The sequence below is a fragment of the Cupriavidus sp. OTU4054 genome (genome assembly GCF_038440175.1).
In the GTDB taxonomy this organism is placed as follows: Bacteria; Pseudomonadota; Gammaproteobacteria; order Burkholderiales; family Burkholderiaceae; genus Cupriavidus; species Cupriavidus pauculus_D.
Window position 1 is genome coordinate 273587 of record NZ_JASATF010000003.1, and the last position, 13049, is coordinate 286635.

Annotated in this window: 12 protein-coding genes; 8 read left to right on the forward strand and 4 right to left on the reverse strand. The window is 64.3% G+C overall.

Annotation, left to right across the window (positions count from 1 at the left end):
- The first annotated feature begins 72 nt into the window (after positions 1-72).
- From oxc to AAHB16_RS06075, 3 genes are all read left to right on the forward strand, one after another.
- Positions 73-1806, forward strand: coding sequence for an oxalyl-CoA decarboxylase (gene oxc, locus AAHB16_RS06065; RefSeq protein WP_150376894.1), 1734 nt, complete (start codon positions 73-75; stop codon positions 1804-1806).
- Between the two features lie 57 nt (positions 1807-1863).
- Positions 1864-3114, forward strand: coding sequence for a formyl-CoA transferase (gene frc, locus AAHB16_RS06070; protein ID WP_150376895.1), 1251 nt, complete (start codon positions 1864-1866; stop codon positions 3112-3114).
- A gap of 91 nt (positions 3115-3205) precedes the next feature.
- Positions 3206-3652 (forward strand): PAS domain-containing protein, encoded by a 447-nt coding sequence (locus AAHB16_RS06075; protein WP_150376896.1) that lies wholly within the window; start codon positions 3206-3208, stop codon positions 3650-3652.
- Positions 3653-3733: 81 nt separating this feature from the next.
- Here AAHB16_RS06075 and AAHB16_RS06080 read toward each other — a convergent pair whose 3' ends face one another.
- Positions 3734-4039 carry a LysR family transcriptional regulator gene (locus AAHB16_RS06080; RefSeq protein ID WP_150376897.1) on the reverse strand — a complete coding sequence of 102 codons (306 nt, stop codon included), beginning with the start codon at positions 4037-4039 and terminating at the stop codon, positions 3734-3736.
- 98 nt (positions 4040-4137) lie between these two features.
- Positions 4138-5076 (reverse strand): LysR family transcriptional regulator, encoded by a 939-nt coding sequence (locus tag AAHB16_RS06085; RefSeq protein ID WP_150376898.1) that lies wholly within the window; start codon positions 5074-5076, stop codon positions 4138-4140.
- A 223-nt stretch (positions 5077-5299) separates the two neighbouring features.
- Here AAHB16_RS06085 and oxlT (AAHB16_RS06090) point away from each other — a divergent pair, with 223 nt between their 5' ends.
- From oxlT (AAHB16_RS06090) to AAHB16_RS06110, 5 genes are all read left to right on the forward strand, one after another.
- Positions 5300-6643, forward strand: coding sequence for an oxalate/formate MFS antiporter (gene oxlT / locus AAHB16_RS06090; protein WP_150376899.1), 1344 nt, complete (start codon positions 5300-5302; stop codon positions 6641-6643).
- A gap of 112 nt (positions 6644-6755) precedes the next feature.
- Positions 6756-7667, forward strand: coding sequence for a LysR family transcriptional regulator (locus tag AAHB16_RS06095; RefSeq protein WP_150376900.1), 912 nt, complete (start codon positions 6756-6758; stop codon positions 7665-7667).
- Positions 7668-7893: 226 nt separating this feature from the next.
- A complete protein-coding gene (locus tag AAHB16_RS06100) occupies positions 7894-8127 on the forward strand; it encodes a hypothetical protein (protein ID WP_150376901.1) in 234 nt (77 codons plus the stop codon).
- Between the two features lie 557 nt (positions 8128-8684).
- Entirely contained in the window at positions 8685-10004 is a 1320-nt protein-coding gene (gene oxlT / locus AAHB16_RS06105; RefSeq protein ID WP_150376902.1) for an oxalate/formate MFS antiporter, read from the forward strand.
- A 181-nt stretch (positions 10005-10185) separates the two neighbouring features.
- Positions 10186-11202, forward strand: coding sequence for a zinc-binding alcohol dehydrogenase family protein (locus AAHB16_RS06110; RefSeq protein WP_342050356.1), 1017 nt, complete (start codon positions 10186-10188; stop codon positions 11200-11202).
- Here AAHB16_RS06110 and AAHB16_RS06115 read toward each other — a convergent pair.
- Both AAHB16_RS06115 and AAHB16_RS06120 read right to left on the reverse strand, forming a co-directional pair.
- A complete protein-coding gene (locus AAHB16_RS06115) occupies positions 11166-12176 on the reverse strand; it encodes an alpha/beta fold hydrolase (RefSeq protein WP_342050357.1) in 1011 nt (336 codons plus the stop codon). The genes AAHB16_RS06110 and AAHB16_RS06115 overlap by 37 nt on opposite strands.
- A 166-nt stretch (positions 12177-12342) precedes the next feature.
- The gene (locus tag AAHB16_RS06120) at positions 12343-12963 is read right to left on the reverse strand and encodes a TetR/AcrR family transcriptional regulator (RefSeq protein WP_342050358.1); all 621 of its coding nucleotides are present in this window, start codon (positions 12961-12963) and stop codon (positions 12343-12345) included.
- Positions 12964-13049 lie beyond the last annotated feature (86 nt).

Consider the following 13049-nt stretch of genomic DNA (forward strand, 5'->3'; position numbering starts at 1 on the left):
TCACATACCGTATTTGCACGTCCTGAAGCAGAAGTCCTCTATCCCAGTCAATTCGTACAGAAGGATGCAACCATGGCAGAAGTAGACAACGAGCTGCAGCGTCAAGCCGTCGAAGCGCAACAGGCGCAAACCGATGGCTTTCATCTGGTCATCGACGCGCTGAAGCTGAACGGCATCGAGAACATCTACGGCCTGCCCGGTATCCCGGTCACGGATCTGGCCCGCCTGGCGCAGGCCAACGGCATGCGCGTCATCAGCTTCCGTCATGAGCAGAACGCGGGCAACGCGGCGGCCATCGCCGGCTTTCTCACGCAGAAGCCCGGGGTTTGCCTGACCGTTTCCGCGCCGGGCTTCCTGAACGGGCTGACCGCGCTGGCGAACGCGACCACCAACTGCTTTCCGATGATCCTGATCAGCGGCTCGAGCGAGCGCGAGATCGTGGACCTGCAGCAGGGCGACTACGAAGAGATGGACCAACTGGCCATCGCCCGTCCGCACGCCAAGGCCGCCTTCCGCGTGCTGCACGCCGAGGACATCGGCGTGGGCGTCGCGCGGGCCATCCGCGCCGCCGTATCGGGCCGCCCGGGCGGGGTGTACCTGGACCTGCCGGCCAAGCTGCTGGCGCAGTCGATGGAAGCCGAGAAGGGCCGCAACTCGCTGATCAAGGTCGTGGATCCGGCCCCGCGCCAGTTGCCGGCACCGGACTCGATCGACCGTGCCGTCGCGCTGCTGAAGAGCGCCAAGCGCCCGCTGATCCTGCTGGGCAAGGGCGCTGCGTACGCACGCGCCGATGCGGACATCCGCGCGCTGGTCGAGAAGACGGGCATTCCGTATCTGCCGATGTCGATGGCCAAGGGCCTGATTCCCGATACGCATCCGCAGTCGGCCTCGGCCGCGCGCTCGTACGTGCTGGCGGAAGCCGATGTGGTGATGCTGGTCGGTGCGCGCCTGAACTGGCTGCTCTCGCACGGCAAGGGCAAGACCTGGGGCAAGCCGAAGCAGTTCATCCAGATCGATATCTCGCCGACGGAGATGGACAGCAACGTCGCCATCGCCGCGCCGGTCGTGGGCGATATCGGCTCGTGCGTATCGGCACTGCTCGAGAAGGTCGGCAACGGCTTCCCGAAGCCCGGGGCAGAGTGGCTGCACGCGGTGGACGAGAAGAAGGACAAGAACCTCGCGAAGATGGCAGAGACGCTGGCGAAGGAAGTGTCGCCGATGAACTTCCACGGCGCGCTGCGCGTGCTCAAGGATGTCGTCAAGGACAACCCTGGCATCTCGTTCGTGAACGAAGGCGCCAACACGCTGGACTACGCCCGCGCCGTCATCGACATGTACGAGCCGCGCAAGCGCCTGGACGTCGGGACGTGGGGCGTGATGGGCGTGGGCATGGGCTACGCGGTGGCCGCGGCGGTGGAGACCAGCAAGCCGGTCCTCGCGCTGTGCGGCGATAGCGCGTTCGGGTTCTCCGGCATGGAGGTCGAAACGATCTGCCGCTACGACCTGCCCATCTGCATCGTCGTGTTCAACAACAACGGCGTCTACAAGGGCGTCGATGTGAATCCGACCGGCGGCAAGGATCCCGCGGTCACGATGTTCGTCAAGGGAGCGCGTTACGACAAGATGATGGAAGCATTCGGTGGCGTCGGTCACAACGTCACCACCCCCGCGGAGCTCGAAGCCGCGGTGCGGGAAGCCCTGAAGTCGGGCAGGCCCACGCTGATCAACGCGGTCATCGACCCGAATGCGGGCACCGAAAGCGGTCGTCTGACCAACCTGAATCCGCAGAGCTCGGCCAGCAAGTAATCCAATCCAGCCAACCCCGTTTTAGTTTCACCCCTCTATTCCAATAGGAGAGCGAACGTGAACCTCCCACTCAACGGCATCAAGATCATCGACTTCACGCACGTTCAGGCCGGTCCCGCCTGCACGCAGCTTCTCGCGTGGTTCGGCGCGGACGTCATCAAGGTGGAGCGCCCCGGGTCGGGCGACGTCACCCGCACGCAGCTGCGCGACATTCCCGACGCGGACGCGCTGTACTTCACGATGCTGAACAGCAACAAGCGCTCCCTGACGCTGGACACCAAGAAGCCGGAAGGCAAGAAGATCCTCGAGCAACTGATTCGCGAGTCGGATGTGCTGGTGGAGAACTTCGGCCCGGGCGCGCTGGACCGCATGGGCTTTTCGTGGGACCGCATCAAGGAACTGAACCCGAAGATGATCGTGGCATCGGTCAAGGGCTTCAGCGACGGCCACCACTATGAAGACCTGAAGGTGTACGAGAACGTGGCACAGTGCGCCGGCGGCGCCGCGTCGACCACGGGTTTCTGGGACGGCCCGCCGACCGTGTCGGCCGCCGCGCTGGGCGACTCGAACACCGGCATGCACCTGGCCATCGGCATCCTGACCGCGATCATCGGCCGCCAGCAGACCGGCGAGGGCCAGAAGGTGGCCGTGTCGATGCAGGACGCCGTGCTGAACCTGTGCCGCGTGAAGCTGCGCGATCAGCAGCGCCTGGACCGCATCGGCTATCTGGAAGAGTATCCCCAGTACCCGCACGGCACGTTCAGCGACGTGGTGCCCCGCGGCGGCAACGCCGGCGGTGGCGGCCAGCCGGGCTGGGTGCTGAAGTGCAAGGGCTGGGAGACCGATCCCAACGCGTATATCTACTTCACCATCCAGGGCCACGCATGGGAGCCGATCTGCAAGGCGCTGGGCCGGGAAGAGTGGATCAACGATCCGAACTACAACACGGCCAAGGCGCGCCAGCCGCATATCACGGAGATCTTCGACACCATCGAGCAATGGCTCGCCGACAAGACCAAGTACGAGGCCGTGGATATCCTGCGCAAGTTCGATATTCCGTGCTCGCCGGTACTGTCGATGAAGGAGATTGCCGAGGATGAATCGCTGCGCAAGAGCGGCTCGATCGTGGAAGTCCCGCACAAGGAACGTGGCACGTACCTGACCGTGGGCAGCCCGATCAAGTTCTCGGGCATGAAGCCCGAGATCACCGGTTCGCCGCTGCTGGGCGAGCACAGCGCGGAAGTGCTGTCCGGTCTTGGCTACGGCGCCGAGGAGATCGCCCGCCTGCGCGAGGCGCAGGTCATCTAAGCTGGACGGCAGCACTGCCAGTGCCCCGATGGCAGCCACCGGTGTTTCCGGTGGCGCATCGGGGCATTCCCATCATTCCTCAGGAAAGACCATGCAGGCTGCGATCGACTACGAGCAACTGGTGACGGCCATCGGCGATGCCGTCGTCATCTCCGGTCCCGACGGTGCCATCACGTTGTGGAACCCGGCCGCCGAGTACATGTTCGGCTACACCCAGGAAGAAGCGCTGGGCAAGTCGCTGGACCTCATCATTCCCGAGCGCCTGCGCGCGCGCCATTGGGAAGGCTACGACAAGACGATGGCGACGGGCCAGACCCGCTATGGCCACGATCTGCTCAAGGTTCCCGCGATCAACAAGAACGGCGATGCGATGTCGATCGCGTTCACCGTGGCGCTGTTGCACGGCGAGGGCGGGGCCATTACGGGCATCGTGGCCATCATCCGCGACGAGACCGCGCGCTTCCAGGAGGAACGCGCGCTACGCAAGCGGATCGCGGAGCTGGAGGCCAAGGCGAGCGCCACGGCCAGTGCAGGCTGATAAAACAAGAACACCCCTTGGGAAAGGGGTGTTTCTTGGGGGTGTCTTTGACGTCGAGAGTGGCGTCGAGAGGCGGGTGTATCAGTTCACGCCCGTCCGCATCGCGCGCAGGTAGTCGTTCTTCTTGTCGAAGATCAGCTGGCTCAGGAAGGCCGGTTCATAGGCCGTGAGCAGGTGCGCGTGGTATTCCTCGATATAGCGGCACACGCGCGTGCGTTCGCATTCGATGCCGCACAGCCATTCGAACATCTGCATGTCCCAGCGGAAGCGCAGGCCCAGCTCCATGAAGGCTGCGTTGAACGCGGCCAGTTGCATGTCGCGGTCCAGATGCGCGGCGGTGGTGCCGTCGTGCGTGACGGCGTGCGGGGCGGTTTGCAGTTGGTCCATGTTCGTCTCCTTCGTTGTGGGCTTCGTTGAAAGGAAGCTTAGTGGCGACGAACCATTTACGATAATTAAACTTTCATCGGAAAACCATAAGCCATCGTTTATGGATGGCGGATCAGGCCTTCCACGCCAGTGATCTGCTGGATCAGCCGTGCGCCTTCCTCCATCAGGAAGTGCTTGAACGCGAGCGCCACGGGCGGCAGCCGCTTGTTGCGGCGGTGAACCACGTACCAGTTGAGCATCACGGGAAAGCCCTCGATATCGAGCACGGCAAGCTTGCCCGTCTGCAATTCGAGGCCCACCGTATGGGCGGAGAGGAACGCGATACCCATGTTCGCGATGACGGCCTGCTTGATGGTCTCGGTGCTCTTGATCTCCATCGCGATGCGCAGGTTGGACAGCCGCCCCGCAAAGCCCTCCTGCATCGAGTTCCACGTGTCGGAGCCGCGCTCGCGCGAAACGAATGCCTCCTCCGCGAGCCCGGCGAGCGGAATATGGCGCTTGCCGACCAGGGGATGATTGGGCGCCGCGACAATGACGTACGGGTGCGGCGCGAACGATTCGGCGATCGTGTCGCCGCCTTCGGGCGGGCGCACCATGACCGCGAGGTCCGTGAGGTTGCCGCCGAGCTGATGCAATAATTCTTCGCGATTGTGCACCGCAAGATTTAAAGTCACGCCGTCATGGCGGCCCATGAATTCCGCAAGCAATCGCGGAAAAAAATAGTCGCCCGCACTGATCACCGCGACATTGAGACGGCCTCCGGATATACCCTTAAGCTGCGCCATCGCATCTTCCGCCTCGCGGAATTGCTGAATGATGCTGCGGCTATAGTGCAGCATTTCCGTGCCCGCCGGCGTGAGGTAGATCCGCTTGCCGAGCTGCTCGAAAAGCGGCAGTCCAACGTGATGCTCGAGCTGCCGAACCTGTGTAGAAACAGCAGGTTGCGTAAGGTGCAGCTCCTCCGCCGCGCGCGAAAAACTCAGGTGGCGCGCCACCGTTTCGAAGACCTTGAGTTGACGCAGCGTGGCATTTTTCATTGCACCGTTTCCTGCAATCTATAAAGGATCGTAAATGATCATAATAAAAAACTTTATGCTGTGGTGATCTAAGTTTGAAGTAGCATCAATTCCACAGATGCAACGTGCCGCAATGTCAGGCGCGCTCATTCAGTAGTGAAGAAACGAGGGCGCCATCCCCCACGATGTGTTGCCCGCGAGCTGCGCCACCAGAGCGCAAGACACTAATGCAAGGAGACACGACATGGCGCACATCGATGCGGCAGGCCCCGTCATGGGCAATTCCAATGGCGGTTTGCTGCACAACCGTTGGTTCCAGTTATTTATCGGTGTGCTCTGTATGGGCCTCGTGGCGAACCTCCAGTATGGCTGGACGCTGTTCGTCAACCCCATGAACGCCAAGCATCAGTGGGGCGAATCGGCGATCCAGATCGCGTTCTCCATCTTCATCGTGACCGAAACGTGGCTGGTGCCCATCGAGGGCTGGCTCGTCGATAAATTCGGTCCGCGTCCCGTCGTCGCCTGTGGCGCCATCTGCGCCGGCCTGTCCTGGGTCATGAACTCGTATGCCACGTCGCTGCCGATGCTCTACGCCTCGGCGGTGATCGCCGGCATCGGTGCCGGCGGCGTGTATGGCACGTGCGTCGGCAACGCGCTCAAGTGGTTCCCGGACAAGCGGGGCCTTGCCGCCGGCCTGACCGCCGCGGGCTTCGGCGCGGGCTCGGCCCTCACCGTGATTCCCATCGCGAACATGATCCAGAAGTCCGGCTACGAGCATGCGTTCTTCACGTTCGGCATCCTCCAGGGCGTACTCATCTTCATCATGGCGATGCTGCTGGTCAAGCCGAAACCCCCGCGCAACGTGGCGACCAACAAGGCCATCCTGACGAATCCGGTGGAGTTCACGCCGGGCCAGATGGTGAAGACGCCGGTGTTCTGGCTGATCTATGCCTCCTTCGTGGCGGTGGCGGCGGGCGGCATCATGGCCACCGCGCAACTCGGCCCGATCGCCAAGGACTTCGGCTTCGCGTCGATGCCCATCACGATGCTCGGCGTGACGCTGCCGCTGCTCACGATGACGCTGTCGATCGACAACCTCTGCAACGGCCTGACGCGTCCGCTGTGCGGCTTTATCTCGGACCGCATCGGCCGCGAGAACACGATGTTCTTCATCTTCATCGGCGAGGGGCTGTCGCTCATCGGCCTGATGGAACTCGGCCACAACCCTTACTGGTTCATGCTGTTCGCGGCGCTCACGTTCCTGTTCTGGGGCGAGATCTTCTCGATCTTCCCGGCCCTCTGCGCCGACACGTTCGGCAGCAAGTTCGCCGCCGCCAACGCCGGCACGCTGTACACGGCGAAGGGTACCGCGGCGCTGCTCGTGCCCCTGGCATCGGTGTTGTCCCATCACGGCGGCTGGAGCCTCGTGTTCACCGTGGCGGCCGTCATGACGGTAGCGGCGGGGCTGTCGGCGAAGTTCCTGTTGCAGCCGATGCGGCGCCGCTTCATCACCGGCCACGCGAATGCACAGACGGTCAGCGACCGTGCCACGTATATGGCCGGCTTCTCCACCGGCAAGGGGGAGTAGGGCGGCATCGCAATACCCGATCTATCCGAAAAGCGGCAACACGAGCGCGACGGCACAAGCACGACACCACCACGCGGCACCAAAAAGCAGTCACACAACAAGGAGCGGCACCATGAATGTTTCGCTTCCACAATTGAAGGCCTTCGCGGCGGTAGCGCGGCAGAAGAGCTTCACGCGCGCCGCCGCCGAGCTGGGCCTGACGCAATCGGCCATCAGTCGCAGCGTGCGCGAACTCGAGGAGGAAATCGCCCAGCGGCTGTTCGATCGCACCACACGGCAGGTGGAACTGACCGATGCGGGCGCGCACCTGTCGCAACGCATCTGCCATCTGATCGAGGAGGTCGAGCAGACGCTGCGCGAAAGCCACGGCACGGGCAAACCGAGCCAGGGCACCGTGCAGATCGCCACCGATCCCGTGCTGTCGTCGATGTGCGTCCCCACGTGGGTCGCGGGTTGCCGCACGGCATGGCCGGGCATCGGCATCACGCTGCGCGACCGTTCGCACGAAGGGGTACTGCAGAGCGTGCGTAACGGCGAAGTGGATTTCGGCATCGCGAGCAATCCGGCGTCCTGCGACGATCTGTATTGCGAACCGCTATGCGTGGATCCGCTATGCGCGGTACTTCCCGCGCAGCACCCGCTGGCCGCGCGCGAATCGCTCGGATGGGGCGACCTCGCCGATGCCACCGTGCTGACGCTCGACCAGCATTCGGGCATGCAGCCCGCCGTCGAACGCGCGCTCGCGACCTATCATGTGCGGCCCGGCACGCTGCAGGTGCTCGGGCATTTCGCGGCGATCTTCGGCATGGTCGCGATGGGCCTCGGCATCGGTGTGGTGCCATCGCGCGCGCAGGCGTCCGGCATGGCGCCCGCGGCCGTGCTGCGGCCATTGCGGCCGCAGGTCACGTCCACGGTCATGCTGGTCCGGCGCAAGAGCCGGTCGCTCAAGCCCAATGCGGCGGCGGTCTGGGACAATCTGCGCGCGCAGGAATACGATCAGGACCTGCTGAAGAAAGCCGGCTGACCGCAACGCACAAAGGGTCTTTGCCCCGAAAGTGTGGATTTGCAACATGCGGCGCCCCAGTGATTGGCGCGCTCGAGAGAACGACAAGGCACCCCGCGGGGTGCCTTGTTGCGTTTGGTGCATATAGAGGAAACCTTCTCAAGATATATCACATACCAAATATTTACAGACCTTGCGATGCAGCATATAATGAAAACTCCTTGACCTACCTCACTCAGGATTTTTCATGAACACCGCTCTGCTTTCCGTCCTCGCTCTTGGTCTGATCCATCTGGGCGTTTTCGCAACCTGGCTGATCGGCACGCGCGTGCCGATGGAAACGCTGACGACCGCGCAAGACCATGGCCGTTTCGCCGGCCTGGGTGCCTCGCAGGATTCGACCGACGGTGTCGGCCGCTCGCGTCCCGCCGCCACGCCCGTTCAGGTCCCGGCTCTGGTTCCCGAGTTCGCGCGCATCTGATTGGCAGTAACGTTGGAGCTTGTTACGGCCGGCTTCTCCATACGTGCTTCACAGCTTTTGTCGCGCCCGCGACATCCGAGCTTACGGCCGATTTCCTGCCTGTCTTCTTCCTGCCTCATTCCGTCAGATTCTGAATGTCGACACATTCACGATCGACAGCACTTGTCGCACGCCTAGGACTTTCCCTATCAGGGTCCTCACGCTGCTGCAACGCACGGAAATCACCCCCACTCGACACCGCTTCGCATTGATCTGGCGATCGCATCCAAATCATTGATTCGCAAGCGAGTCCTGGCCCATTCCAATGCGCGTTTCATGCGCATGGCACACCAGTGGCGGAGCAGGGTGCCAGTGACGAGCCAATGCCATCCGCCACGGTGCGGCGGCGCACCGAAATCCCGGCTTGACTTGGTTGATATATCACATACCGTATAGCACTAGAACGGCTCAGCTGTTCGAAGGTCTAGCGCGCAAATATCGAACAACAACAGCACAAAAGAGCGTCCGCACAGGACGCCTATCCACAACGGCGGGCCGCCCCGTCAGAAGGAGACACCATGGAACTACAGCAACAGGCGTCGACGTCCCGTTTTGCGTCCCCGTGGATGCAACTCGTGTTTGGCGTGATCTGTATGGCGATGATCGCCAATATGCAGTATGGCTGGACGCTGTTCGTCAATCCCATCGATGACAAGTACCACTGGGGCCGCACGGCCATCCAGGTGGCGTTCACCATTTTCGTGGTCACGGAGACGTGGCTGGTCCCGATCGAGGGCTATCTCGTCGACAAGTACGGTCCCCGCCCGGTGGTCGTGGGCGGTGGCTTGCTGTGCGCCATCGCATGGGCGCTGAATTCGGTGGCCTCGTCGCTGCCGATGCTGTACGTCGCAGCCGCCATCGGCGGTGTGGGTGCCGGCGCGGTATATGGCACCTGCGTGGGCAACGCGCTCAAGTGGTTCCCGAACCGCCGCGGGCTGGCGGCGGGGATTACCGCGGCGGGCTTCGGCGCGGGCTCCGCGATGACCGTGGTGCCGATCGCCAACATGATCAAGAGCAGCGGCTACGAGGCCACGTTCCTCTGGTTCGGCCTGGGCCAGGGCCTGATCGTGTTCGTGCTGGGCATGGCGCTCTATCCGCCCTCGGCGAAGATCCTCAGCGAGGTCAAGGCCACGCTGAAGAGCGCCACGACCTACAACGCCACGCCGCGCCAGGTCCTGTCCTCGCCGATCTTCTGGGTCATGTACGCGATGTTCGTGATGATGGCCGCAGGCGGCCTCATGGCCACCGCGCAGCTCGGCCCGATCGCCAAGGACTTCGGCCTGCATGACTCGCCCGTGTCCATCCTCGGCCTCACGCTGCCGGCGCTGACATTCGCGCTGACCATCGACCGCGTGCTCAATGGCCTGACGCGACCGTTCTTCGGCTGGATCTCCGACAACATCGGCCGGGAGAACACGATGTTCATCGCGTTCGCGGTGGAGGCCGTGGGCATCGTGCTGCTGTCGAAGTACGGCCACAACCCGGTGGCGTTCGTGGTGCTGACGGGCGTGGTGTTCTTCGCCTGGGGTGAAATCTACAGCCTGTTCCCGGCGACCTGCGGCGATACGTTCGGTCCGAAGTTCGCCGCGACCAATGCTGGCTTGCTCTACACGGCCAAGGGCACGGCCGCGCTGCTGGTCCCGTTCTCGAGCGTGATCACGGCTGCGACCGGTGACTGGCACGCGGTGTTCATGCTGGCTTCCGGCATGGCCGCGCTGTCCGCGGTGCTGGCGATCTTCGTGCTGAAGCCGATGCGAGAGGCCCACGCGAAGAAGTACGTGCATGCCAACACCACCGCGCCGATGGGCTACCGCCCGGTGCCGGACGATGTGACCTGACGGTACGCTGCCCCTGGCAGGAACGATGCGCTGACGCGTGCCCGCCCTCGTGGCGGGCTTTTTTATGGACGGATTTTCACGATTCCAGTGAAAGTGATTGCTTCAGCTTCCGGCTAATCAAGCGGATGGAAGTTGGTTACGATGCAGGCATCGTAGATTTACTTCCAGACAGGAGCCTGCCATGAAAGCCATCGGCCTGACCCATTACCTGCCCATCAGCGACCCGCGTTCGCTGTTCGACACCGACCTGCCGAAGCCGGAAGCGGCCGGCCACGATCTGCTGGTCAAGATCGAGGCGGTGGCCGTGAACCCCGTGGACACCAAGGTCCGCGCGCCGAAGGACAAGATCGAGCCCGCGCCGCGCGTGCTGGGCTGGGATGCGGCCGGCACCGTGGTAGCGGTGGGTCCGGACGTGACGCTGTTCAAGGTCGGCGACCCCGTGTTCTACGCGGGCAGCATCACGCGTCCGGGTACCAACAGCGAGTATCACCTCGTCGACGAACGCATTGCCGGGCACAAGCCGGCCTCGCTGGACTTCGCGCACGCGGCCGCGCTGCCGCTGACCGCCATTACCGCATGGGAAGCGCTGTTCGATCGTCTCGGGGTTTCGGAGAAGGGTGAGGACGCGGGCAAGTCGGTGCTGATCATCGGCGGTGCCGGCGGCGTGGGTTCCATCGGTATCCAGCTGGCCAAGACGCTCGGCAAGCTGACCGTGATCGCGACGGCCTCGCGTCCGGAGTCGGAGGCCTGGGTGCGCAAGCTCGGCGCCGACCATACGATCGACCATCGCGGCGATATGCCCGCGCAACTGCGTACGCTGGGCTTCGAGAACGTCGATTACATCCTGTGCTTCAACGACACCGACCGTCATTTCGAGGCGATGGCCGAGGCGATCGCGCCGCAGGGCAAGATCTGCTCGATCGTGGAGAACGCGGGCCCGCTGGCCATCGGCGCGCTCAAGAGCAAGAGCGCGACGTTCGTGTGGGAGTTCATGTTCACGCGCGCGATGTACGGCACGCCGGACATGATCGCGCAGCACAAGCTGCTCAACGAAGTGGCGCGCCTGATCGACGCGGGCCGCCTGCAGACCACGCTCGGCGAAAACCTCGGCACGATCAACGCCGAGAACCTGCGCCGCGCGCATGCGATGCTCGAAGGCGGTCAGACCATCGGCAAGCTCGTGCTGCAGGGCTTCTGAGCTTCGAGGAACCCGGCGATTCTCGCCGCTACCGCCGCGTCCCGCAGGATGCGGCGGTGGCCGAGCCCTTCGGTCGTCGCCAGTTGTGCACCAGGCCATGCGCCCGCGATCGCGGCGCCATCTTCCCAGGGCACTTCGCGGTCATCGCGATCGTGCACGATCAGCGTTGGCGGCACATCGCGCGTGCGGCCGACGTCGGGCACGTTCAACGTCTCCCATGGCATGCCGAGCCACGCCGCGCTGTCCCGCGCCATGCGCGCGAATACCGCGGGGCTGAAGCCGAGCTGCCAGGCCAGCGCGGCGCATGCGCGGCCCATATCGGCGGGCGGGCAGACCAGTACGGCACGCCGTAGCGGCAGCCCTTCGCGAATGGCCAGCGCCGTCGCCGGACCGCCGGCCGAATGCGAGACCACCGCGTGGACCGGGCCCACATGCCACGCCACCGCGAGCAGCGACCGCGACAGTTCGACGATCGAACTGCGGTCCCCACCTTGCGCGCCGGCGTCGGAGGCACCGTGCGACAACGCGTCGAATGCCGCCACGCGCATGCCGGCCGCGAGCAGCGGCTCCACCATCGCATGCCACTGCGCCGCATTGCCGCCCCAGCCGTGCGCGAGCAGCACGACGGGACCTTCCTGCCCCCAGCGGTACACGCGCACGCGCCGGCTTGCCCCCTGGCCCGTCACGAGCGCCCAGTCCGCGCGCGCGGCGTCGAGCATGCGCTGCCCGTCGGCCGATATGGGCGCGCGCGGTGGCGAGAACCAGAGGCGCTCGAGTTCGCGTGCGGCGCCGGCCGGGTGCAGCAGCGAGGTCGCCTGCCAGCGGAGGCGGTACCAGCCCGGAATACGCGGCGACGCCGGCGGACGTGCGGCGGGGGGCGCATAAGGCGCCGCCCGGACGGCCGCGCGGGAATCCTGTGAGGGGGAGCTGGATGCAGAAGACAGCACTTCGGACACGGCAAGGACCTCCGGCATGAACGGTAACGGTGGTCGGCGCGGCATCGTGGCGTCGCTTCGCCATCGCCGACGCATTTTTTTGCATTTTGCGACCGACCAGTCGTGCTATTTTTAGGGCAACAAAATGCGGCAAGAATGCCTTTGGAACCCCCGCGCGCGCGCCCTGGCGCGCGGGGTTTCGGTGTCAGTGCGCGCCGGTCGCGGGCATGCGCGCGGGGGTCCCCGCATCGGCGAGCAGGCGCGCGAACGCGTGGCGCGCCATGGCCTGCGCATCGTCGCGGCCCAGCAGCTTGAACGAGGTCTGGAACGACATGCCGATGCCCACCATGTCGAATGCGAACTGGCGCGGTTCCACGTCGGCGCGAATCGCGCCGTCTTCGATTGCATCGCGAATCACGCGCGCGATGGTGCCGTGCCAGTCCTTGAGCGCCTGGACCACCAGGTCCCGGATGGCGCCCGGACGGTCGCGGTATTCCTGTGCCAGCGCCATGAACAGGCAGCGTCCGCCCGTGACCGTGCCGCCCACCCATTCGAGATATCCGTCGAACAGCGTCTGCAGGCGCGGGACACCGCGCGGCGCGCGCATCGCGGGCTGCACGACGATCTCGCCGAAGCGCTCCACGGCACGTTCGAGTACCGCCTCCTGCAGCGCTTCCTTCGACTTGAAATGGGCGTAGAGGCCGCTCTTCGACATGTGGGTGTCGGCCGCGAGCGTGGCAAGCGACAACTGCTCGAAGCCGACCTTGCTGGCGGACGCCAGGGCCTGTTCGATGATCGCGGTGCGGGTGAGTTGGCCTTTCTGCATGCGGTGCAGATTAGCACGACCGGTCGGTTTGTCAACTTGCCTTACTGCACACTTCGACAATACTTATGTGACGTCAACGCAAAGCA